This is a genomic window from Paenibacillus xylanexedens (assembly GCF_007676705.1).
GTDB lineage: Bacteria > Bacillota > Bacilli > Paenibacillales > Paenibacillaceae > Paenibacillus > Paenibacillus xylanexedens_C.
Genome location: NZ_VEBF01000006.1, coordinates 1 through 22,764, shown reverse-complemented (window position 1 = coordinate 22,764; position 22,764 = coordinate 1). Strand labels below are relative to the sequence as shown.

Annotated in this window: 26 protein-coding genes and 1 riboswitch; of the genes, 21 read left to right on the top strand and 5 right to left on the bottom strand. The window is 47.0% G+C overall.

The genetic code is table 11. From position 1 onward, the window contains the following. Positions 1-337: 337 nt before the first annotated feature. The gene (locus tag FS628_RS24335; RefSeq protein ID WP_145325556.1) at positions 338-1,159 is read left to right on the top strand and encodes a zinc ribbon domain-containing protein; all 822 of its coding nucleotides are present in this window, start codon (positions 338-340) and stop codon (positions 1,157-1,159) included. Positions 1,160-1,232: 73 nt separating this feature from the next. Beyond that, a complete protein-coding gene (locus tag FS628_RS24330) occupies positions 1,233-2,039 on the top strand; it encodes a TrmB family transcriptional regulator (protein WP_145325555.1) in 807 nt (268 codons plus the stop codon). Between the two features lie 269 nt (positions 2,040-2,308). Here the strand turns inward: FS628_RS24330 and FS628_RS24325 are convergent, their stop codons facing one another. After that, positions 2,309-3,001 (bottom strand): NUDIX hydrolase, encoded by a 693-nt coding sequence (locus FS628_RS24325; RefSeq protein WP_145325554.1) that lies wholly within the window; start codon positions 2,999-3,001, stop codon positions 2,309-2,311. Positions 3,002-3,080: 79 nt separating this feature from the next. Between FS628_RS24325 and FS628_RS24320 the strand changes: the two genes are divergently transcribed. Next, positions 3,081-3,383, top strand: coding sequence for a hypothetical protein (locus FS628_RS24320; RefSeq protein ID WP_017690846.1), 303 nt, complete (start codon positions 3,081-3,083; stop codon positions 3,381-3,383). 241 nt (positions 3,384-3,624) lie between these two features. Here FS628_RS24320 and mscL read toward each other — a convergent pair whose 3' ends face one another. Then, entirely contained in the window at positions 3,625-4,119 is a 495-nt protein-coding gene (gene mscL / locus FS628_RS24315; RefSeq protein ID WP_145325553.1) for a large conductance mechanosensitive channel protein MscL, read from the bottom strand. A gap of 270 nt (positions 4,120-4,389) precedes the next feature. Continuing rightward, a riboswitch (purine riboswitch) is annotated at positions 4,390-4,489 on the top strand. A gap of 300 nt (positions 4,490-4,789) precedes the next feature. Between mscL and FS628_RS24310 the strand changes: the two genes are divergently transcribed. Then, the gene (locus FS628_RS24310) at positions 4,790-5,377 is read left to right on the top strand and encodes a xanthine phosphoribosyltransferase (protein WP_036613196.1); all 588 of its coding nucleotides are present in this window, start codon (positions 4,790-4,792) and stop codon (positions 5,375-5,377) included. A gap of 1 nt (position 5,378) precedes the next feature. Further along, a complete protein-coding gene (locus tag FS628_RS24305; RefSeq protein WP_145325552.1) occupies positions 5,379-6,740 on the top strand; it encodes a nucleobase:cation symporter-2 family protein in 1,362 nt (453 codons plus the stop codon). A gap of 265 nt (positions 6,741-7,005) precedes the next feature. Here FS628_RS24305 and FS628_RS24300 read toward each other — a convergent pair whose 3' ends face one another. Beyond that, a complete protein-coding gene (locus FS628_RS24300; RefSeq protein WP_047840268.1) occupies positions 7,006-7,344 on the bottom strand; it encodes a DUF4870 domain-containing protein in 339 nt (112 codons plus the stop codon). A gap of 197 nt (positions 7,345-7,541) precedes the next feature. Beyond that, positions 7,542-7,817 (bottom strand): transposase, encoded by a 276-nt coding sequence (locus FS628_RS24295; protein ID WP_145325551.1) that lies wholly within the window; start codon positions 7,815-7,817, stop codon positions 7,542-7,544. A 398-nt stretch (positions 7,818-8,215) separates the two neighbouring features. Between FS628_RS24295 and FS628_RS24290 the strand changes: the two genes are divergently transcribed. The 10 genes from FS628_RS24290 to FS628_RS24245 all read left to right on the top strand — a co-directional run bounded on the left by FS628_RS24290 (position 8,216) and on the right by FS628_RS24245 (position 15,832). After that, on the top strand, positions 8,216-8,404 hold the full coding sequence (locus tag FS628_RS24290; RefSeq protein ID WP_017690840.1) for a hypothetical protein: 189 nt from the start codon (positions 8,216-8,218) through the stop codon (positions 8,402-8,404). Between the two features lie 133 nt (positions 8,405-8,537). After that, positions 8,538-9,299, top strand: coding sequence for a type I methionyl aminopeptidase (gene map / locus FS628_RS24285; protein WP_145325550.1), 762 nt, complete (start codon positions 8,538-8,540; stop codon positions 9,297-9,299). A gap of 69 nt (positions 9,300-9,368) precedes the next feature. After that, positions 9,369-9,554 carry a hypothetical protein gene (locus FS628_RS24280; RefSeq protein WP_222125285.1) on the top strand — a complete coding sequence of 62 codons (186 nt, stop codon included), beginning with the start codon at positions 9,369-9,371 and terminating at the stop codon, positions 9,552-9,554. Positions 9,555-9,864: 310 nt separating this feature from the next. Then, entirely contained in the window at positions 9,865-10,917 is a 1,053-nt protein-coding gene (gene coxB, locus FS628_RS24275) for a cytochrome c oxidase subunit II (protein ID WP_145325548.1), read from the top strand. A gap of 71 nt (positions 10,918-10,988) precedes the next feature. After that, positions 10,989-12,839, top strand: coding sequence for a cytochrome c oxidase subunit I (gene ctaD, locus FS628_RS24270; protein ID WP_440131311.1), 1,851 nt, complete (start codon positions 10,989-10,991; stop codon positions 12,837-12,839). After that, on the top strand, positions 12,836-13,462 hold the full coding sequence (locus FS628_RS24265) for a cytochrome c oxidase subunit 3 (protein WP_047840264.1): 627 nt from the start codon (positions 12,836-12,838) through the stop codon (positions 13,460-13,462). The genes ctaD and FS628_RS24265 overlap by 4 nt, the downstream gene beginning before the upstream one ends. Positions 13,463-13,465: 3 nt before the next feature. Next, positions 13,466-13,786 (top strand): cytochrome C oxidase subunit IV family protein, encoded by a 321-nt coding sequence (locus FS628_RS24260; RefSeq protein WP_076332731.1) that lies wholly within the window; start codon positions 13,466-13,468, stop codon positions 13,784-13,786. A gap of 108 nt (positions 13,787-13,894) precedes the next feature. After that, the gene (gene ctaG / locus FS628_RS24255; protein WP_145325546.1) at positions 13,895-14,818 is read left to right on the top strand and encodes a cytochrome c oxidase assembly factor CtaG; all 924 of its coding nucleotides are present in this window, start codon (positions 13,895-13,897) and stop codon (positions 14,816-14,818) included. A gap of 35 nt (positions 14,819-14,853) precedes the next feature. After that, positions 14,854-15,318, top strand: coding sequence for a DUF420 domain-containing protein (locus tag FS628_RS24250; RefSeq protein ID WP_145325545.1), 465 nt, complete (start codon positions 14,854-14,856; stop codon positions 15,316-15,318). A 142-nt stretch (positions 15,319-15,460) separates the two neighbouring features. Beyond that, positions 15,461-15,832: a hypothetical protein gene (locus FS628_RS24245; RefSeq protein WP_145325544.1), complete on the top strand. Its 372-nt coding sequence runs from the start codon at positions 15,461-15,463 to the stop codon at positions 15,830-15,832. Positions 15,833-15,942: 110 nt separating this feature from the next. Here FS628_RS24245 and FS628_RS24240 read toward each other — a convergent pair whose 3' ends face one another. Then, complete coding sequence (locus FS628_RS24240) at positions 15,943-16,272, bottom strand: hypothetical protein (protein ID WP_145325543.1); 330 nt, start codon at positions 16,270-16,272, stop codon at positions 15,943-15,945. Positions 16,273-16,485: 213 nt separating this feature from the next. Here FS628_RS24240 and FS628_RS24235 point away from each other — a divergent pair, with 213 nt between their 5' ends. From FS628_RS24235 to FS628_RS24210, 6 genes are all read left to right on the top strand, one after another. After that, on the top strand, positions 16,486-17,226 hold the full coding sequence (locus FS628_RS24235) for a hypothetical protein (RefSeq protein WP_145325542.1): 741 nt from the start codon (positions 16,486-16,488) through the stop codon (positions 17,224-17,226). A gap of 92 nt (positions 17,227-17,318) precedes the next feature. Beyond that, positions 17,319-17,708 (top strand): GntR family transcriptional regulator, encoded by a 390-nt coding sequence (locus tag FS628_RS24230; protein ID WP_036613231.1) that lies wholly within the window; start codon positions 17,319-17,321, stop codon positions 17,706-17,708. 16 nt (positions 17,709-17,724) lie between these two features. Then, positions 17,725-18,621, top strand: a complete 897-nt coding sequence (locus FS628_RS24225; RefSeq protein ID WP_145325541.1) for an ATP-binding cassette domain-containing protein — start codon at positions 17,725-17,727, stop codon at positions 18,619-18,621. A 20-nt stretch (positions 18,622-18,641) separates the two neighbouring features. Then, positions 18,642-19,544, top strand: a complete 903-nt coding sequence (locus FS628_RS24220; protein WP_145325758.1) for an ABC transporter ATP-binding protein — start codon at positions 18,642-18,644, stop codon at positions 19,542-19,544. After that, a complete protein-coding gene (locus FS628_RS24215) occupies positions 19,537-20,832 on the top strand; it encodes an ABC transporter permease (RefSeq protein WP_145325540.1) in 1,296 nt (431 codons plus the stop codon). Before FS628_RS24220 ends, FS628_RS24215 begins: the two co-directional genes overlap by 8 nt. 155 nt (positions 20,833-20,987) lie before the next feature. Then, positions 20,988-22,208, top strand: a complete 1,221-nt coding sequence (locus tag FS628_RS24210) for a TraB/GumN family protein (protein WP_145325539.1) — start codon at positions 20,988-20,990, stop codon at positions 22,206-22,208. Positions 22,209-22,764: the final 556 nt, after the last annotated feature.

Below are 22,764 nucleotides of genomic sequence, written 5' to 3'. Positions count from 1 at the left end.
CTGTATGCATTCAGGGATAGGACTATCCCGGTTAAAAGTAAACCATTTGCCCTTTTCACAATCGCATTGTAAATTGGTATGATAGAGTTAGTCGCCTAATCAGGCGGTTAAGTATGGCCAAAGCTTCATTATACCCGAACGTATGGTCTTGACGAAAGCCCCCGATTTCATCCAGTATCGGTATAAAACGGGCACCTGCACGAGATTACGCAACTTTTTGGCATGATTTCGTATAAGTTATATGCCTGAGCATTTTGCATGAAGGATGTAATATGCTAATCTACTAAAAATTTTGAAATGATAATATTGGTTTTGACGGGACAGAGGAGGAATGGTCATGAAACTGCTTCAGCGCATCAAAGACGGAGCGAACAAAGCAACAGAGCGTGCCCAGCACGCCGTTGAGATTGGGAAATTGAACAACCAGATTGTGGGCTTGCAACAGGAACAGGAAGTCCATTTTACAGATATGGGTCGCATCTTCTATGAGGGTTATCGGGCACAGGATATGACGCGTGCAGAAAAAGAGATGGTGGATCTGTCGCAGCTGTGCGACGAATTGCAGGACGAGATTGATGGTCTGCGCAACAAGATTGCACAGCTCAAGAATGAACGGTTGTGCGAGTGTGGACACGTCGCTTCCCTGGATGCCAACTTCTGCCCTAAATGCGGACGCAAGTTGGGTGAATTCAAGAAACCAGCACCTACAGTAGGAGCTGCAGGAGTCGCAGGAGCCACCACAGCTGCGAGACAGGAGGCAGCCGTAGCTCAGACTCAGACCCATAGTCCGGAACCGAACTTCTACGATGCGCCACCTGAATTGGAACTGGAGGAAGATGAGCCGTATCACACGGTCATTCCGTCCATAGCCGATCTGGAGACGGAATCGGAATATAACAGTACCGAGTTTACCCAGGAAGAAAAGGAAGCGTTCGATGCGGAATGGGAACGTCGCAGAGATGAAGAGATGCAACGGGAACGTGAGCGTCAGCAGGAGCTGGACGAACGCATCCGCTACTGGAAAGAAAATAACCCGATTGTGAACACGGTGGACGTACAGACCGAAGTGTCACGCGAAATGGTGAATTGTCAGATTTGTGCAGCCGAGCTGCCCAAAGGTTCGAAGTGGTGTCCGCGTTGTGGTGCCGAACAGATCTGATCTGATGCAGTAGAAGCTCTGCCGCATCAGTGTGAGGCAGTGCGGGTTGCTGACAGCATGGGGGGACGGGAATATGGACCAACTGCTGCATCATTTGCGTCATCTGGGGTTTACCGAGATGGAATCTAAAATTATGGTGGAACTCGCCCGTCAGGGATCAGCCTCAGGATATGAGGTTGCGAAGCGTCTGGGCGTGTCCCGTTCCAATGTATATGCGACCCTGCAACGGCTCGAACAGCGTGGATTCTTGCGGTGTAGTCCAGGGGAACCGGCGAAGTATAGTGTACTGAAGCCTGAGGAGATGACACGCATGATCTCCGATCAAATGCGTACCTCGCTGGATTATGTCCAGAGCAGCATGCCCAAGAGTGAACCGGAGAAGCCTGTCTTCTATAACATCGAAGGTGACAAGAATGTGTTTGAGAATCTGAGTCGTGAATTGGCTGAGGCTCAGCATGAGATTGTCGTAGACGTTTGGCGTGAAGAGGCGGAGCTACTGCGTAATGACTTACAGCAGGCTGAAGCTCGGGGTGTGCGGCTGTTATGGTCGTGTGACGGTGGGGAAGGCATGCTGGATCAGCCCGTACCTTGGCCGGGTTTGCCTTTGTATGGCACAGGTAATGGTCGGAAATTCTCTCTGGTGGTGGACCGCCGCTGGTGCATGCTGGGCATGCGCGGGGAATCATGCGCCACACAGGCCGTAGTTACGGAGCATCCGGTGATGACCGGACTGCTGCTGAATCATTTTGCTCAAGAGCTGGTATTGTATGAATTGGAACAGGATATGGGTGAGGAACTGGAGTCCCGCTATGGACATCGGTACGGCGAACTCTCTGCCCGTTACTGGTCTTCTCCTTCAGGAGAGGATGACAAGAGCTAGGCAGATCGACAACTAATTGACATGTGATTGAGTGAATGTGCTCGTGCCAGATACTGTTCTCGCTGTAACGAATACGGGTGTACATATAACAGGCGTTGCCCGAGAGGCAGACGCCTGTTTGTGCTGGTTTGAGATATGACAGTGATGTTCGTCACAGCATCTGTTTCCAGTCAAGTCGATAGTAAGGGTATGAAGTTATGCTATTTTTGAGAAAATGAAGCTATGAACATTCGATTGAACTGGATTGGGTTGAACAGGACTCTACGTGATCAATCTTTGGGCACGTGATACAGAGCTTCCAGCACATCCGTATAATAAGCTGTACCATGAGGCACGAATTCCCTCGCCCGAATCGGGCGAACGATACGCTCTGGTTCATAAGCTGCATGATCGCTGGACGGGTCCTTATGACCGATGGAATGTGGCGGTGATGTCAACGGCTGGGTCTGAACTCCGGTAGCTTGGATCACGTCGATCTCATTACGAAACAAGGCGAGCAGATCATCCAGGGGCACTTCATACAGGCTGTCCACCTCGCTGGGCTGCAGAACATAAGCTTCGAGAGGCTGGTTGAGATATAGTCCATAGACCGCACTGAATTCCCGATCTACGAATGGAACACCACCGACCTCTCCTTGGAGCTGCTGTGTAGCCGTGAATAGATAGGTTAGTGCCTCGAATGGAACATTCACACCCAGTTCTTCCTCCAGCTCACGACTGGCGTCTTGCAGTTGTTCACCTGCGGTGAGATGACCTGCTGCTGTAATGTCGTAACATCCGGGGAAGGTATCCTTAATATCACGCCGCCGCTGAAAAAGAACCCGTCGTTGCTCGCCTTCGTCACGCACGATCCAGCAGTGGAATGAACGGTGCCAATATCCTTTGGCATGCACCTCACTGCGCAGTGCTGTACCGATCCAATGTTGCTGATCGTCATAAATGTCGAAACGTTCTGGGGTCATGAAACGTATCTCCTTATATAGCAGTTTTTAAAGTTCAAAATTTCACAAAGTATGTTTTAAACGAAAGGGGAACGATCGTATGGAATGCATTGTACACTTTCAGGTGATTTATCCGCAACCTCAGGAACGTAAAAGTCTTAGAGGACTTATATTTGTAGGGCAAGGTCAGGAACCGGCTAACAGTCAGTTAAGCAGCATGTTTAAGGATATGGGTTTTAATGTACGTTTGGAAGATGAGGCTCAATTGTTGTTCAAGCCAGTGGATGCTTCGGCAAACTTTGAATATATTCGCGTGACAGAGCTTGATACCGGGGAAGAAGTTTACAAAGAAGATAAAGATCTGAAGTCGATCCTGGAACATTTGCTGCCACGCCGTTTCTAGTTCATGAGCATGGCTGCGAATGACATTCATGGGGGAGCACATGTATCACATGTATGTTAAGCACAAAAAAGGCCCCACCTTTACGGTGGAACCTTCAAACCTTTAAGCTACGCAACCCATTGTTAATGAAGTCCATATGGCTAGCTTTTCATACATAAACTCTAGCAAGTAAGAGGTTGTCCCCCGCATCAGGATTTATATCAGGAATTTCATTCGGTGCGTCTTTAAAGGTTCAACGTGATTATGCCGGAGCGCCGGTGCCTTCTGCTTCGAGCTCTGAAGTACAGTGCGAGCAGCGGGTGGCTGCAGCCGGAATTTCGGATAGGCAATACTTGCAAGCCTTGGTCGTTTTTTGCGGCTCGGGCTTTTTGTGTTCTTTGCTTTTGAGATAATTGATGCCCTTGACGAGCATGAAGATACAGAACGCAACGATGAGGAAATCAATCATGACGTTGATGAACTGACCATAAGCAATCACAGTAGCCCCAGCTTCGTTGGCTTGAGCGAGTGTGGTGATGTCCTGTCCGTTTGCTGTTTTGATAGCCCCATCCAGGTTGATGATTTTCTGACTGAAGTCGATTCCACCCAGCAGTTTTCCAACCGGGGGCATGATGATATCATTCACAAGGGATGTGACGATTTTACCAAAAGCAGCCCCAATAATGACACCGACCGCCAGATCGATGACGTTGCCGCGGACGGCAAATTCCTTGAATTCTTTAAGTACGCCTTTCATGTTTGCATATCTCCTTTGATCATTCAATTCAAAATATAGGCCGCGTCTCCATGCATTATCCGTTCAGATCCGCGCTTCCGTCCTCATATTGTACATAAAAAACACATTCCAATCACCCTTTGTTTGCAAATTAAGACAAGTTTCCGCAATTTCCATGAAAATACTTCTTTATTTCATGCCGTCGATTCGGTATACTTCTAACATTGTCAGTTATGTTTAACCATTTATATTCAGGTTCGCGATCATACATTGTAACGAATCATGGAGCCAAAAATTAAATATGCCGTTACTCGTATATGTGCAGGAATAGGCCTGCATGTCTCTACCCGATCACCGGAATGATCGGACTACGGGAAAGATGCTGCAACATTTTGTATGGTTGGAATGAGATCATTCTCAGACAGTTTGACTGAAAAGCAGGTTCAGGTAGATTCACATCTGATCCTGAATAGACTGTTTGGAGCTTGACGTGTCAGAGTGACATCATGTCTCTATCTATCCTTCCAGGCACTTGCAGCATCCATACGGCTTGTCCATATACGTACAAGTCCGTCTTTCCCGTCTCCGGTTTTTCCGCAGCGTGTGAAAAGGCGGTTTTTTTGTTTTTTTACCGTGTGATTGGATTGGCATGTGGGTTTCTGTGTAGAGGGCATTCAGGGGGAAGAATTGCATGCAACTGTTAAAAGACAAGGTAAGACAGGAAGGCATTGTCCTGTCCGAGCAAGTACTCAAAGTGGATTCATTCCTGAACCACCAGATGGACCCGGTTCTGATGAAGGAAGTGGGCAAGGAATTCATTCGCCGCTTTGAAGGCGAGAATATAACTCGTGTGCTGACGATTGAGTCGTCAGGGATTGCACCAGGCATCATGACCGCGTTGGAACTGAATGTACCGCTGATTTTTGCACGGAAGCAGAAGTCACTCACACTGACGGAAGACATTCTGGTGGAGAAAGTATACTCTTTCACCAAGCAGGAGACGAATGAAATTACCGTTGCCAAGAAATTCATGAAGCCTGGTGACCGCGTGCTGATAATTGATGATTTCCTGGCGAATGGTGAAGCAGCATTTGGTCTGGCCCGCATTGTGGAGCAGGTCGGAGCAGAAGTGGTTGGTATCGGTATCGTTATTGAGAAAGCATTCCAGCCAGGAGGTCGCTTGCTGAAAGAAGCAGGATACCGTGTGGAATCGCTGGTTCGCATCGGGGCACTGTCGGATGGACAGGTTACATTTGCGGACGAGGAGGGCACGAACTAATATGGCACGCGAACGTATTTTTCAGCGGCATCGGCATCCAATCAAAACGTTCTCCCTCGGACTACAGCACGTGCTTGCGATGTATGCAGGAGCCGTCGTTGTCCCATTGATCGTCAGTAACGCATTGGGCTTTACACAGGAACAACTAACCTATCTCATTGCCATTGACCTGCTCGCATGTGGTGTGGCTACACTGCTTCAGGTATGGGGAAATAAATATTTCGGCGTAGGGCTGCCTGTCATGCTCGGTTGTGCATTCCAGGCCGTGTCTCCGATGATCCTAATCGGGATGAACAGTGGAGTATCTGCCATTTACGGAGCGATTATTGCCTCAGGGCTATTCGTATTGATCTTCTCCGGAATCTTTGGGAAGCTTATTCGGCTCTTTCCACCCGTTGTCACGGGTTCGGTGGTTACGATTATCGGTCTAACCTTGATTCCAGTTGCTTTCCATGATTTGGGCGGTGGCCAGGGGTCAGAAGATTTCGGCAGTGGAGTAAACTTGTTACTCGGTTTCGGCGTGTTGCTCTTCATCATTTTAATGACTCGTTTCACTACAGGTTTTATCCGTTCCATCTCGGTACTGATTGGTCTGCTGGTAGGTACAGTGGCAGCAGGGTTCATGGGTGAAGTGAACTTTGCCCCTATTCGTGATGCAAGCTGGTTCCACGTTGTTCAGCCGTTTTACTTTGGTAGACCTACGTTTGAGATTGTACCGATCCTGACAATGATCCTGGTGGCGATTGTCAGCGTGGCCGAGTCCACAGGCGTATTTATGGCTCTGGGCAAGATTTTGGACAAGGACCTTTCTTCCAAGGATCTGGCCCGCGGTTATCGTGCAGAGGGTCTGGCCATTGTGTTAGGTGGTATTTTCAACTCTTTCCCATATACAACGTATTCGCAAAATGTAGGACTGGTACAGATGACACGTGTGAAGACGCGTGATGTCATTGTGGTGGCTGGTGGAATCCTGGTGGTCATTGGATTTGTACCGAAGATTGCGGCGCTCGCACAGCTCGTTCCAGGGGCAGTTCTTGGCGGAGCCATGGTGGCCTTGTTCGGCATGGTGGTATCATCAGGCATTCGGATTATCGGCAGTCAGGTCGATCTGAATCGACATGAGAATCTGTTTGTCATCGCTTGTTCTGTAGGTATGGGACTTGGGGTTACCGTTGTACCTGAGCTGTTCGCAGGGGCACCGGCCTGGGCTCAGATTATGCTCGGTAATGGTATCATTGCAGGCAGCTTCACAGCGATCTTCATGAACCTGCTGTTTAATGGTCTGGGCACCAAGGAAACAGCTGCCAAGATGGCTGAACAACAGGCAGATGCCATCCTTGGAGAGGCGGGCAAGTCAGCTTAATTAGTCGAATTAGGCCAGGCTTTTCGTGCAGCAGGATTGTTATGTTAACTGTTATAAATAGACGATTCACAAGATGAATAATGAATCAGGTTAATCATGATGATATACAGCATGAATGGTTTATGGCATACATCGTTTATGCTATGAATGTTCAATCACATGAACAAATGAAAGAGACCTTTTAGATGCGAAACACCGAAAACAGGCTCAGCAGAGTCGTGTTTTCGGTGTTTTTTTTGTTTTATTTAACTATGATGAGCGGGGATTACAGATGACGTAACTGTTTCTCTGCAAAATCGCCAACCCACGGCAGCTTCAGCCACTTCCCCTGTAGACTGGTGACGACCATAATAAGCCAGACCACCACACCAAGCAGGGATAACAGCGATGCCACGAGGGGGCCAAACAACGGAAGGAAAGCTGATAGTACATGCCCGACCATAATGATGCCAAAGACCGTTACAGATTGCAGCGCATGGAATAGCACAAACCGACTCCGCTTCTCCACAGCGAGAAAGACAATTCCTCCTACAAAGGTAAACAGATAACAGAGCATGCCAGCAATATTTTCATCCAGACCGCTAGATGATTTCATGGGGGACATCCGGTCCAGCCTCCTTTGACCTTTTTAACTAGGTTATGAGGGAGGTGGACAGAACTGAACCTGGGAATTTATTTGCCTTTAATAATATGGAGTGAAAGAACAGTCAAAAAACATGAAACAGGGACAGGATCAGCTGAGTTACAGCATGATCTGCCCCTGTCCGGATGAAGAATCGGTACTTCTAACGAAAAAAATCACTACCCACCCTGAAACTGTCTGCGCGGGCTGTTGATCTTGCCGTTTTTGTTGGTATCGTCTTCTTTGGGAACCAAACGTTCATCGGTTCTTCCTTCGTGATGATTATCAAATGCATATTCGGTCAGTTTCCATTCCGACTTGCCTAGAACGGGGTCAGCCGGGAAGTGTTGCCCCCGGTGCAGATGTTCCTCACGTCCAGCTTCGTTGATGTAAACTCCGTCTACTTCCACCTTTTCATGCGAAAGGGGCAGCATATCCTGTTCTTTGCGGTCCATGAGACGACGCCTCCTTTGGATGCCATTAATTTAACTGTATGGGTTGTCCGTGATAATATCCCCCGAATAGTTCAGTGTTATGCTGGATATATTAATTCCGTATAGAATGTTCGTAATCACTACATATGATTCGGAATTAAACTTTTTGGGCATAAAAACCGTTATATTTATTAGAGGAAATCGTCAAGTCGTAAGATACTTCCGAATATGCTACAATAAGATTATGATTCATTCCGAATCATATCGGGTATTTATAGTGTCAGGTACTTGCTTTCTGCGAGGTTCCCGACCTAAAGCTTGCTTTAAGCCGCGCACACAACTTCATGGATGGCATTTAAGACTTATTCGGCATTCTCTAAACGGAGCATTCACTTTCAACGTTTTGGGAGGGAATTACAATGGCAACGAAAGGTCACAATGAGGTCAAAGAAAGTTTGAGGGAAATGACTCGGATTTTCCGTCCTAAGGATCCAAAAAAATTCGTGAAGGAGTACGTGAGAAAATACCGGATTACGGGTGGATATGAGGAAGAATTGACTTCTGTGGTTGAGCATGAGCTTGTCAAGATGGATTCTTCCGTGTCCTGAAACAACACACAACTCTGATTATACTGTTCCGATAATGAATAGAACCGTCTCTCGGGCGTTAAGCTCCGGCAGGCGGTTTTTTTTGCGTTCCTGCTGCATATATATGGGAGTACACCTACAGCGGGAAGGATGAATGCATGTGGACCCTATTTTGAAAACCAAAGAAGAGATTGGCTACATGCGGGAAGCAGGACGAATTTTGCGCAGCTGTCACCAACATATTGAGCAATGGATGGTCCCCGGCATCACAACAGCAGAGATCAACGAGCGTGTTGAAGATTTCCTCGCAGAACATGGGGCTACACCAGAGCAAAAAGGGTATAAAGGATATCCATACGCGACTTGTGCCTCCGTCAATGAAGTGGTGTGCCACGGATTTCCGAGCAATGAGGCGCTGGCAAGCGGGGATGTGGTGACCATCGATATGGTGGTGAACAAAGACACCTGGCTTGCTGACTCAGCCTGGACATATGGCATTGGCGAACCAAGCAGATCCATTCGCAAGCTGATGAGGCGTACGGAGAAAGCACTTGAGCGAGCCATAGCACAGGCAGTCCCAGGCAATACGCTCGGAGATATTGGAAGCGCCATTGAACGAACAGCCCGACTATATCGGTACGGGATTGTGAAGCCTCTCATCGGTCATGGGATCGGTCAGTATATTCATGAACCTCCGAATGTACTGCCTTATGGCAAACGCAGAACCGGCATGCTGCTCACCGAGGGGATGGTCATAACGATTGAACCGATCTTTACGAAAGGCAGTTCCGGAGCCGTTATATGGGATGAGGATGGGTGGACGGTAAGAACGGTAGATGGCAGCTGGGGAGTTCAGTATGAACACACGGTTGCCATAACGGGGGATGGCCCTTTGATCCTGACCAATGGCACGTGAGATAAGGTGAGTAAAGATGATAACTTGAGTTGAACTTCTCAGGAATGCTCCATGCTGTTTTTGGACTTAATGAAAGCAGTATGGAGCGGTATGCATGGCTTTTGGATTGATATGGAAGATGGTTTCCATAAAAATGAACCTTTCTTTTGCATAATACCGCATGTTTTCAATGTGAGAAAAATCGCCAATAAATCAAGTTTTATCACCGAAATTTGGCAAAAATTTTCAAATGTAGAGTGTAATATTTTTAACTGAAATCGTTTACAAATCAAGTTGCAGAGCGGTTTTTTACATAAAGTGAACAATTTGTGAACATGTGTCCAAAGATTGACAAAATCATACCCTCAACTTATATTTAATAAGTGATTGAAGCATATAGAATGAATTGGAAGAATGCGCAGACATGCCCTGAGCAGGAAATGACGGGAGTACTGGAAGCGTTATTTTTGTAAGCGTTCTGTATGACGAAGAGGATTATGCGTATCGTGCTGAAACGTACCTTTTGTTGCCTTTCTACCGAACGACAACGGTAATCTACGAAAACGTAAAAAAGTGGGGTAGATCAATGATGAAACAGTGGCAGGTTGCAAAGCGAATTCTCCCCTTGCTGGCGGTGTTCTCTTTGCTGCTATCCGCATGCGGGCGGGAAGACTTGTCGGTAATGAAACCTCAGGGTCCTGTGGCGCAAGGCCAATACGATCTGATGAAGCTGTCCATTGCGATTATGATCGTGGTGCTCATCATTGTATTCGCCATAGCGGCCTATGTCCTGATCCGGTTTCGCAGACGGGCCGGGCAGACTGAGATGCCCGAACAGGTTGAAGGTAATTTCAAGCTGGAAGTAATATGGACAGCCATTCCGTTATTGCTGGTTATTGTTCTGGCAGTACCGACGGTACAAACGATTTTTGCCCAAGGCGAAGATCTGTCTAATGACAAAAACGCACTTAAGGTCCAAGTCACCTCGCATCAGTACTGGTGGGAATTCACTTATCCTCAATATGACGTAACCACCGCTCAAGATCTCATCATCCCGACCGGAACCAAAATCGCATTCGAATTAAAAACCGCTGACGTGCTTCACTCCTTCTGGGTGCCGTCACTTGCGGGCAAAATGGACACAAACCCGGATGGAACGCTTAACAAGTTCAGTTTCTCCGCACCAAATGAAGGCGTTTACCGCGGTAAATGTGCCGAATTATGTGGCAGATCGCATGCTTTCATGGAATTTAAGGTAAAAGCAGTGAGTCAGGAATCCTTTGACAGATGGGTGAATCAAATGAAAGCACCCGCAGTCCTTCCTGAAGATGCTCAATTGGCTGAAAAGTTCAAAACAAACTGCCTTTCTTGCCACGCTGTTGGCGATCAAGGTGGACCTGTTGCACCTAACCTGACGGGAATCGGCGGCAAAGAATCTGTCGCAGGTATTCTGCTGAATTATCGTGAGGGACAGGAAGAAGGTAATCCGGTACTGGATAACATGAAAGAATGGCTCCATGATCCACAATCCGTGAAGCCGGGTAACACCATGCCGAATCCCAAAGATCTTGGGTTGACGGATGAAGAAATCGACGGAATTGCCGAATATCTGGCCAATTACAAATTGGACTATGAATAGAACAGCAAGGACGAAGAAGGGGGTACACAACCTTGGCTCATGCGCATAGCGTCAAGAGGTACAGGGGCTTGATGGATTGGATCACCACCGTCGATCACAAAAAAATCGCCATTCTTTATTTGGTTGCGGGTGGATTTTTCTTTGGAATCGGTGGCATTGAAGCCATTTTGATTCGGATTCAGCTGATGAAACCGATGAATAGTTTTGTATCAGCACAGGTCTTCAACGAATTGATTACCATGCACGGAACAACGATGATTTTCCTTGGAGTCATGCCGCTTATTTTTGCCATTATGAATGCTGTTGTGCCTTTACAGATCGGGGCACGGGACGTTGCTTTTCCGTTTCTTAACGCGCTCGGTTTCTGGACATTCCTGTTTGGTGGACTGTTACTGAACTTGAGCTGGGTTATGGGCGGAGCACCGGATGCGGGCTGGACTTCATATACGCCGCTTTCGGGCAGTGAATATAGTGGAACGCATGGCGTGGATTTCTACACCATAGGCCTTCAGATCGCGGGTCTGGGAACACTCATTGGGGGCATTAACTTTCTCGCGACAATTATTACAATGCGTGCTCCAGGCATGTCATACATGCGGATGCCGATGTTTACATGGACGACATTTATTACATCTGCCATTATCCTTTTTGCTTTTCCTGCCATCACGGTAGGGCTTGTACTCTTAACGTTTGACCGTATTCTGGGAGCGAATTTCTTCGATGTCGCAGGTGGTGGTAACCCGGTACTCTGGCAGCACATCTTCTGGATCTTCGGACACCCGGAGGTATACATTCTTATCTTGCCGGCATTTGGTATTATCTCAGAGGTTATTCCGACCTTCTCGCGTAAACGGTTGTTCGGATACAGCTCCATGGTATTTGCTACCATCCTGATTGCCTTCCTGGGCTTCATGGTATGGGCGCATCACATGTTTACAACCGGTCTGGGTAATGTAGCCAACGCGCTTTTCTCCATCTCCACGATGTTGATCGCCGTACCTACAGGAATCAAGATCTTTAACTGGCTCTTTACGATGTGGGGTGGACAGATCCGTTTTACAGCGGCAAACCTGTTCGCAGTTGGATTCGTCCCAACCTTCGTTATGGGTGGCGTTACAGGCGTTATGCTGGCATCTGCTCCGGCAGACTTCCAGTTCCATGATACGTACTTTGTTGTAGCCCACTTCCACTACGTTATTGTAGGGGGACTCGTACTTGGATTGTTCTCAGGATTACATTACTGGTGGCCGAAGATGTTCGGACGTATTCTCAGCGAAACACTGGGCAAATGGACATTCTGGACATTTATGATCGGTTTCCAATTAACGTTCTTTGTACAGCATTTCCTCGGTCTGATGGGGATGCAGCGCCGGATCGTTACATACTTGCCGAATCAGGACTTTGACCTGCTCAATCTGGTCAGCTCCGTCGGTGCATTTCTAATGGGTGTTGGGGTTATCATGTTCCTCGTGAACATCGTGATCACAACGAGAAAACCAGCTGGTGCACCGAACGACCCGTGGGAAGACGGCCGTACACTGGAATGGTCTATTCCATCTCCGCCGCCCGAATATAACTTCAAGCAGACGCCGCTGGTACGTGGAATTGATGCTTATTGGAAGGAAAAAATGGCAGGACATACGGAGATGACACCGGCAGAACCTGTAGGTTCGATTCATATGCCTTCAGCGACACCGTTGCCATTTGTGATGTCAGTAGGTATCTTTATCGCAGGACTTGGCTTGATGTTCAGCAAGGATGAATTTGGTAATGCGTTTATGAATGTCATTTTTAACAATTATATTGTAGTTATTATTGGTCTCGTAATCACATTCGGCGCAATGGCACTTCGTTCACTTTATGATGATCATGGCTGGCATATTGAACCGGAGGATCAGGATGAGAAGGGGGCTAGAACATGACAACCTCACATGCCGAACCGGTGAACGACAAATTGCCGCATGAACCGGAGAAAGCAACGCTGGAAGGACGTAACAAGCTTATTGCCTTCTGGTTGTTCCTTGGCGGCGAGACGGTACTGTTCGGTACACTCTTTGCTACCTTCCTGGCTCTTCGTGGCCAAACCAATGATGGACCTACGGCGAATGAACTGTTCCACCTACCACTCGTGGCAGCTGCAACGTTCATTCTCCTGGTCAGCAGTTTGACGAGTGTATTTGCCATTCAGGCTATGCATAAAGGCAAACGAGATGCGCTGGCATTGTGGCTGGGCATCACAGTGGTGCTGGGTATGGGATTTCTCGCACTGGAAATATACGAGTTCTATGAGTATGTGAAACATAAAGAGTTCGGCATGACCACAAGTGCATTCAGTTCAGCATTTTATACACTGGTCGGGTTCCACGGAGCCCACGTTGCTTTCGGTATTGTATGGATCGGAATCATTATCGGACAATTGTTCAAAAAAGGATTGACGGTCGTAACTGCACCTAAAGTATACGTCTCCGCAATGTACTGGCACTTTATTGACGTGGTCTGGGTGTTCATCTTTACGGTCGTGTACCTGCTCGGAAAGGTGGGCTAAGACATGTCGGCACAGGATAAGACAGATCAACAACCTGTGAAACACCGTCACCGGACGGAAGGGCCACAGAAACACGTCGTGGTGTTTATCTTCTCCATTATTCTCACGCTGATTGCGTTTGCGGCTGCTTCTGCCGGAGGGGTCAACACAACCTTTACGATTATTATTTTGCTCGTTATGGCTATTCTTCAGGTATTTGTTCAATTAGGTTACTGGATGCACATGAAGGACAAAGGGCATTTGATGCCAATTCTGTTCATGGCTTTTGGCTTTTTCGTAGCCTTTACGTGCATCATTATGGCACTCTATTGGGTCTGGTGGTAAAAGAGATGGCGGCGGCGCATTGCCGCCGTCTTTTCCCCTTTTTGGCGAATGGAACTTCTCAGAAAGATATTGGCAACAATCAAATTAGGTCACGGGGAGGTTTCCCGTATGCTCGGGTTGCAATACTTTAGCTTCAACGACTTGTGGAGTCCGCTTATATTGGCTTTATTTCTGATCATTGCTGCAGCCTACTTATTGCTTGTCGGACCGTTAAGCGAGCAAATAAAGGATGCAGAGCCAGCGACTGCTGCACAGAAAATCATGTTTATTACAGGGCTGTTCGTCCTGTATCTAGCTCAAGCGGGACCCTTTAATCTGCTTGGTCACGTGATGTTTAGCTTCCATATGGTGAGCATGGCGTTCTCTTATCTGGTAGCCCCGCCGCTGATGATGAAAGGATTGCCGATCTGGGTATGGCGGAGAATCGTGCGTTGCTTGCCAACACGTCAGCTATCGTTCCTCGCTCATCCGATCGTTGCGGCAGTGCTCTTTAACGGGCTGTTCTCGCTGTATCACCTGCCGATTGTGCATGACTACGTTATGCTGAATTTTACCGTTCACCGATTGTATTACATTGCACTGTTCATCACTTCCATGCTCATGTGGTGGACATTGCTGAATCCGTTACCAGAAGGCAGACAAGCATCGGGGTTATCCAAGATCGGTTTTATTTTCTTGAATATGGTGCTGCTTACGCCTGCGTGCGGATTGATTATCTTTGCGTCCGAGCCATTGTATCAGACGTACAGCAACCCGGCGGTATGGGCTGAAGCCATGCGGTATTGTGTGTCTGGAGATTCTACGGCATTACTTCGCTCATTCGGTGGGCCTGCCTTCTTCAACTTTTTGTCTTCGGCGAAGGAAGATCAGCAGGTGGGTGGCATTGTGATGAAGTTTATCCAGGAGGGGATTTTTGCCTCCATGCTGGCCTATGTATTTTTTCAATGGTATCGGAAAGAGAAACAGGAAGATGACGATGATTCATATCCCGCAGGAGGCACAGGAGGGCCGCTCAATCCGGCTGCCAAATAATTAAGGCAATGTTCTGACAAGAGGGGGAACACACGATGGATATGTATTTTTGGCTACCCACGATCAGCACTTCTTTCATTGTGATTAGTGCAGTACTGGTGGGGATTGGGTGGGCACTGATTATTCGGGGCAAACGTGAGGCACACCAGTCCGCCATGGTCGCAGGAGCAATTGCGGCTCTGATCTTCTTTGTGATCTATATGTCGCGCACGGTATTTGTGGGCAATACGGCTTGGGGTGGGGACCCGGACCTGGAGATCTTTTACCGGATATTTCTAATCTTTCATATCATTCTGGCTACTGTGGCTGCCATATTCGGGATCTCCACACTGGTGCTGGGGTTTAAAAAGAAGTTCGGAACACATCGCCGTTGGGGCAAGTTCACGTCCATGATCTGGTTCGGCTCGGCACTGACAGGTGTTATCGTGTATGTCCTGTTGTATCTGTTATATCCTGGTGGTCATACACGTCCGGTATGGGAAGCCATTCTCGGTGTATAAAGAAGACATCTAACTATCGGCTTTCTTGGATGTATGCCACTCATTTCTTCTGAAAATATGAAAATGGACGAATCTAGCAGACGATTCGTCCACGCTTCCTCTCTCATTCATTCATAGAATGAGTTCGAGAGGGGGAAACAAAATGAAAAAAACAGTCAACGTCAGTCAAACGTATCCACGTCTTACGGTGTATTCAGAAGAGAACTACAGAGGGAGAAGCCGCATCTATCGTGGCAACACGGGTCTTCGTAACCTGGACAATATTTTGGACGGGGTGGAGAGCCTGCGCTTTTTCTCAACAAGTTCGAATGCAACACTGGTTGTGTTTACACGTCCTAACTTCCAAGGTGGATTCCGGGTCTTCCGAGGCAACACCAACTTGAGAGATTTGGATGATCTGATCCGAGGCAATGACGTGGAATCCCTGATCTCCACGAATCAGCGGTTGACTCTGGCCGAGATTCGTGCGATCCGCCGCAACCGTAGTCTGCCTAGTGGTTATAACCTCGTTTAATCGCAAGGCCTCTTCTTCTAACAGGTGCTAGAGAACGGCAAAGGGCTGTACCCGAATTGTGTTTACACAATAACGGGTACAGCCCTTTTTTTTGTGATTGCGGAATGAGTCTAATCCCCGCCACCCCCACTGTCTCCGCCGCCACTATCTCCACCACTGTCGTTGCTACCTCCGCTATCACTGCTGTGATAGTGATGATGTCCTGAAGAAGAATCACTTTCTTGGTGTTTGTGATCCTGTGTGTGTCTGGAATGATGAGTATAGGAGTCTTCATTGGTAATGACCGGGTATGCCGAAGAAGAATCGGTATAGCGGTTGTTACGCTGCATACGATGTTTGCCTTTTTTGGCAGACTGTCGTTTGGGTTCAACGCGAACAATTAGCCAGATGACCACGATAAGGAAAAGGAACACAAAACCAATTTCAATCAGCGAATCCATAGATGAATCAACCTTTCTATGTACCAGTTAAGTGAATGATTTTACAATGAACCTCTGTATGTTCAGAATCAAGTTTTATTTTAACGTAAATCGAAGATGAATCCCATCCTGCTTTCCTGATTCAGGAAAATAAGGGGTTGACGGGATAAGCGAGTGGTTTGTATACTGTGTATATTGATATACACAGTAAACACAGTGAGTAAAGGCACTCTAATGACAGATGGAAAGGCAGGCAATGATATGAACGCATGGAAGCAGGCTTGGTGGCTGACCCGTAGCGAGATGAACAAGGATAGGCTCCAATGGCTGTGGACCGTAATCTTCATGATATACACTGGCGGCATGGGCGGTGTGATGTTATTGGGACAACAACAGACGGATTTTTTGAATCCTTTTGCAGATGCCTACTTTTTGATCATGGTACCATTTCAAGGATTCTTGTTCAGTAGACGATCCTTTCGTTACATTCAAGAGGATTCCTATACACAGATGCTGACCTATTATCGCAGACTTCCTATTCCAGAACAGACAGTGATGTGGTCCAGGCTCCAGCAGTCTCTGATGGCGTTTGCGTACAATGGTATCTTTTTCTACGGATCGTTATATGTGGTTGGACTTCATTTCGAAGGGTTCCGATGGGATCAATATCTGGCCTTTAGCATAACCTGGACAGGTTACGGGCTTCTCATGACTGGCTTATATATTTATGGAGAGTTTTTGCACAGTGGCAAGAAATATTTACTTCTCAGTATGCTGTTCATTCCGTTCACCGTGGTAATCTCCATTCTAATTCGAATGACAGGAAGCCATGGATTGCAGCTTGTGATAGATATGAGCCAATCATGGAGCCTGTTGTCTCCGATCATGTGGATCGCTTTGGTAGTTGGCTTGGCGGGATTGTGGTTATTCAGTCGATTGACACTGAAGAAGCTGGCCTGTCGGGATTTGAGTTAAATGTATGAGATATGAGCGTATGTACGAATACAGGATGAAGCCGGCTCGGTCAGGTAACAGACTGGAGTGTACCGGAGGGCGAGGTGCAAGATGTGAAAATACCCATTCAAATTAATGAAAATAGCGCTGAACCTTTATACCACCAAATTGAAAATCAGTTAAGATCGTTAATTATTACGGGTCAGTTGGGGGAGGGAACACATTTGCCGTCCATTCGTGAGTTCGCCGGAGCACTGAATTGCAGTGTTATTACGGTTAGACGGGTCTATCAGGATCTGGAGAATGAAGGCTTGCTTCGTACGAAGCAGGGGACAGGTACATTTGTGGCCCAGGTAGAAGCCGGCGACAGAGAAAATTATAGATTAAAGGCCGCACAGGAAGCGATGCAGGCAGCGGTGCAGTCCGGGAAATCGGTAGGCTGTACGGAAGAAGAGATGGAGAGTCTGTTCAGGGAAGTCCTGAAGGCTATTTACGTGAAGTAAGGGAGTGATTCATACGGTGGAACCCATAGCAATCCAGTTGAATGGCGTATCCAAAATGCGCAAACGCAGAGTTATTGGCCCAATTGATCTGACCATCCCGGAAGGGTATATAGTCGCTATTCTCGGTCACAATGGTTCAGGCAAAAGCACACTTCTTAACATGCTGCAGCAAGTGGTGCTGCCAGACGCTGGGCAGATTATATGGTTTGGTCAGGAACATGATGGGCCACTTCCCATTGAACTGAGACAACAAATTGGTTTTGTGGCAGATAACGCTGGTTCAGAAGAGAGCCGGATAACAGCACAGGAAGCAGCCCATTTCCGGGCGTACTGGTACCCACGTTGGGATATGAAGTTGTTCGACCAACTGATTCATGATATGGAAGTACCTGTTGATGTAAAGCTGAACAAGATGTCCAAAGGAGAACGGCGAAAATTTGAGATTGCAGCTGCAATTGCAGCTCGCCCACGACTATTGCTTTTGGATGAGCCTTCATCAGGACTGGACCCCTTTGCCTGGAAAGTGATGGTTGAGCAGTTCCGTACTTTCATGGCAGGGGGTGACACCACGATTCTGATTGCCACACATATTGCGGACGAAGTCAAAAGGCTTGCGGATTACATCGTATTGATGCACCGTGGTCAGTCACTGGGGATGGCCGAGAAAGATATGGTGCTCGATCAGTGGAAGGAAGTCTGGTATGAAGGAGACTTAAGGCCAGAGAGTATCCCCGGTGTTGTGGAATCTTCTTTGGAAGAGGGAGGTCTGGTTCGCGTAATTACAACCCGGGTCAGCGAAGCGCAGGAAAGGCTGGAGCTGTCGAATAACCGAGTATTGAGAATCCGTAACTTGGAATTGGATGAAGTGCTGGCATTCTGGATTGCCGGGTATGCACCCGTACAGTGGAAATAACCGAAGGGAGACGATAAATGATGAACCGATTGGAATTGAAGCAAGTCGTCAAGCAATATGCAGACAAAACAGCCGTTAATGGAGTCACGCTCAATGTAAAAGAGGGGGAGATTTACGGATTGCTCGGAGCCAACGGTGCAGGCAAAACAACAACAATGCGCATGGTGCTTGGACTGATCCACCCGGATGGCGGTAGCATCCAGTACAATGGCAAGTCATACAGCACAGAATTACAACAGATTATGGGTTACCTCCCGGAAGAACGCGGATTGTACCCGAAGGTGAAGGTCAGCGAACAGATCAATTATCTGGCCCGGCTTCGTGGCATGAGTGGCAAAGATGCAGACCAGAGTCTCAAATACTGGCTTGAACGGTTCGAAGTACCGGAGTATTACGATAAGAAGATCGAGGAGTTATCCAAAGGTAATCAGCAGAAAATGGGCTTTATCGCGGCTGTAGTGCATAGACCGCAGATTCTCATTCTGGATGAAGCGTTCAGTGGACTGGATCCTGTGAATGTGGAATTACTCAAGTCCACCGTCAAGGAATTACGTGACGAAGGCACGGCCATTCTGTTCTCAACACACCGTATGGAGCACGTTGAAGAGTTGTGTCGTCAGATCACCATTCTGCATCGTTCCAACACGGTGGTACAAGGAGAGATCAAGGAGATCAAGAGCCGGTATCCGCGTGAACAGGTATTCCTGGGTACGATTGGTAGTGTGGAAGGACTCGAACAGTTGTCTGGTGTGAAGAAAGTCGAGCGGAATGAGCGCGGTTACCTGATACATATTGGCCAGGTGGAAGCAGCTCAAGAGATTCTGAGAACAGCCATGACTCAGACGACAGTGGAACACTTTGAACTGAAGGAACCAACGCTTAACCAAATCTTTATTCGTGAGGTAGGTGAGTCGAATGAATAAAATGGGAACGATTACGGGATTTACTTTTAAAAACAAAGTTAAAACGAAATCATTCATGGTGACGACCATTGTACTTGCACTTTTAATTTCAATCGGACTCAATATTCCGTATTTCATTACCTTATTCAATGGGGGTTCCATTGGCGGAGCTTCAAGCAGTAACCCTGTGAATATTGGTCTTCTGAGTACAGGGCAGCCTGAAGTTTCCGAGAAACTGGAGAGCTTCTCTGCGGCTCAAGGAGATCAGGCCTATCGATTCATTGCCAGTGGAGACAAAGATGAGGCGGCCCTTAAAGCAGATGCGGAAGCTGGGCTTACCGATGGCTATCTGAAGTTTGAAGCAGTTTCCGGGCAAGAGTTCCCGCAGCCCATTCTATATTCAGCAGAAGACGTATCACCTCAGATCATTGCATCCATTGAAGCTGCGTTGCAAAGTGTGAAGCTGGATGTGGTTGTGAAGGATGTGCTCACAGCGGAGCAGAAGGAACTGATTACTACACCTGTGAAGCTCACTGAACAAAGCCTGAGCACAGATGAGAGTGGAGCCGGCACTGATTCTGAAGGTGCAATGAGCCCGATTAATTATATTGTGGTGTACCTGTTGATTATCCTGCTATTCACCTCGACCATGATGACAGGTAATATGATTGCCTCTGAGATCACAGCTGAGAAGAGCTCACGTATTATGGAGATTCTGATTACAAGTGTATCTCCGCTCAGCCAGATGTTTGGGAAAATCATCGGTATCTTCATGGTGGGTATGCTGCAAATCGGGATTTTCGGCGCAGTGGTTGCCGGAAATGTCTTGCTGCCACATAACCGTGCAGTGCTAGGTGACTTCAATATGAATCTCACGGATGTGAATATTGCGGTTATTGTGTATGGACTCATATTCTACATTCTGGGTTACTTCCTGTATGCCGTGTTGTTCGCTGCCATTGGTTCAATGGTAAGTCGTACTGAAGAACTCGGTCAGGCTGTTCTGCCAATCACGATGCTGTCGCTCGTTTCCTTCTATATTGCGATCTTCAGTATTGCTACACCGAACATTCTGTTGTTGAAAATCGCAAGCTTTATTCCGTTCACGTCGCCGACCGCGATTCTGGTACGAATCGGCGCAGGGGTTGCACCGACTTGGGAGATTCTAACTTCATTAGCGATTCTCATCGTATCCATTATCATCTTCGGATGGCTTGCAGCCAAAATCTATCGTACAGGTGTGCTGATGTACGGTAAACGTCCAACCTTCAAGGAATTGTTCAAAGCCATGAAGGCATATAAGATTTAAGATGAGTGCTGTTTTAAAATTGAAAAAAAATAGTTAAGGGAAGGTGCTGCTTCGGAAAGGAGTGGCACCATTTCCCACTTTTATCCGTAGTATCTAAGTATGTCCATTCTATTAAAATGATTGGCAACTATATTCAATAAAGGAGAATACATAATATGAAGAATTGGAAACGCACGCTCTTATCTCTTACAATCTCAGTAGGTTTGCTCGCATCTGCGGTACCGGCAATGGCAGCTCCTCAGGGAACTTCCGTCAAGGTCAATGATCAAGCTGTGAAATATGCTACAGGTGCGCCGATCCTGGAAAAAGGCACAACACTGGTTCCACTGCGCACTACGCTGAATGCCATGGACGTGAAGCTAACGACTGCGACAGATGATACGATCACGGCTGTAGTAGATGGCAAAACAATTACACTCAAAAGCAAACTTACACGCATCAACGGTGTAACGTATGCTCCAATCCGCGTTGTTGGTGATGCAGCGGGTTATGAAGTACGCTGGGATGCTGCAACGCGCACAGTGCTGTTGGTATCCAAGGGCGGAGCAACCGAAACTGCTCAAACCGGTGGACGCGGCTTCATGTGGGAAGTTGAAAGCAACGGCAACACGGTCTACCTGGTAGGCTCAATGCATATTGCCGATGAGAGCTTCTATCCACTGCGTCCGGAGTTTGAAGAAGCTTTTGCCGAAGCTGATTATCTCGGCGTTGAGATTGATATTAGCAAAGCTGCTGATGAAGAGCAGCAAAAGTTGGTTCTGAGTCTGGGTTCGTATCAAGACGGCACAACACTTAAAGATCATATTTCAAGTGAAACGTATACTAAACTGGGCGATGTATTGAAGAAAAATGGTCTGGAACCTAATGCTTTGGATGCATTCAAGCCTTGGGTAGTAGAAAGTACACTCGCAAGTTTGAAGTCGTCAACGGCAGGATACGAAGCGTCAGCGGGAGTAGATTTGTATTTTATCCAGAAGGCGATCGAGCGCAAACTCCCAGTTATTGAGTTGGAGAGTTACCAATCTCAACTTGGCATGTTTAACGACTTTTCCAAAGAGACACAAGAGGAAACACTAAAAGCAACAATTGAAAACTTCGATGTGCTGGATAGCAGTGTGAATGAAATGGCAGAGATGTGGAAAACGGGTAATGACGAGCAACTGCTTGAACTGACAAATAGCTTCTCCACTAACGAGGAGTACAACAAAGCAATGCTGGTTGATCGTAATATCGGTATGGCGGATAAAATCGATGGCTACCTGAAAAACGGCAAAGGCGAGGAGTATTTCATTGTTGTTGGCGCGGCACACTATCTGGGCGATCACGGGATCGTGAAACTGCTTGAGGATAAAGGGTACAAAGTAGAACGTAAATAAATATAGTTTATTTTAGAAGATAACCCAATCGTCTCGAATGTGAGAATTGAGAGGGTTATCTTCTATATATAGAAGAAAGACAGATTAAGTAGAAAAGATAAACTACAAGATAATACAATTGAACCTAAGGTTTAATCCTAGATTCAAGGTCCGTGATACAGTTAAAATGTGGATTTGTTATTTTAATAATTAACTCTTTACAAGTACATGTACTGCATGATATATTATTAGTCCGGCCAAGAAAACACGGTTTACATGGTGCGGCAAGCGAATAAAATAAGCTTCGAAAGAAACTTAAAAAAGAGCTTGCAAAGTTGGTTCGGACATGATATTATATAAGAGTTGCTGAAGAGAACGACATTCGGTAATGAAACAAGTTTGATCTTTGAAAACTGAACAACGAGTGAGTAAACATTCTGCTTGCAGAATGAACGCGAAAGTTTGAAACAAGCCTTGGCTTGGATCGACTGGAGCACAAATGAGATTTTTAATCTCGTCAGATTCAAAATGAGCTTATCGCTCTTTTCAATACTTTATTGGAGAGTTTGATCCTGGC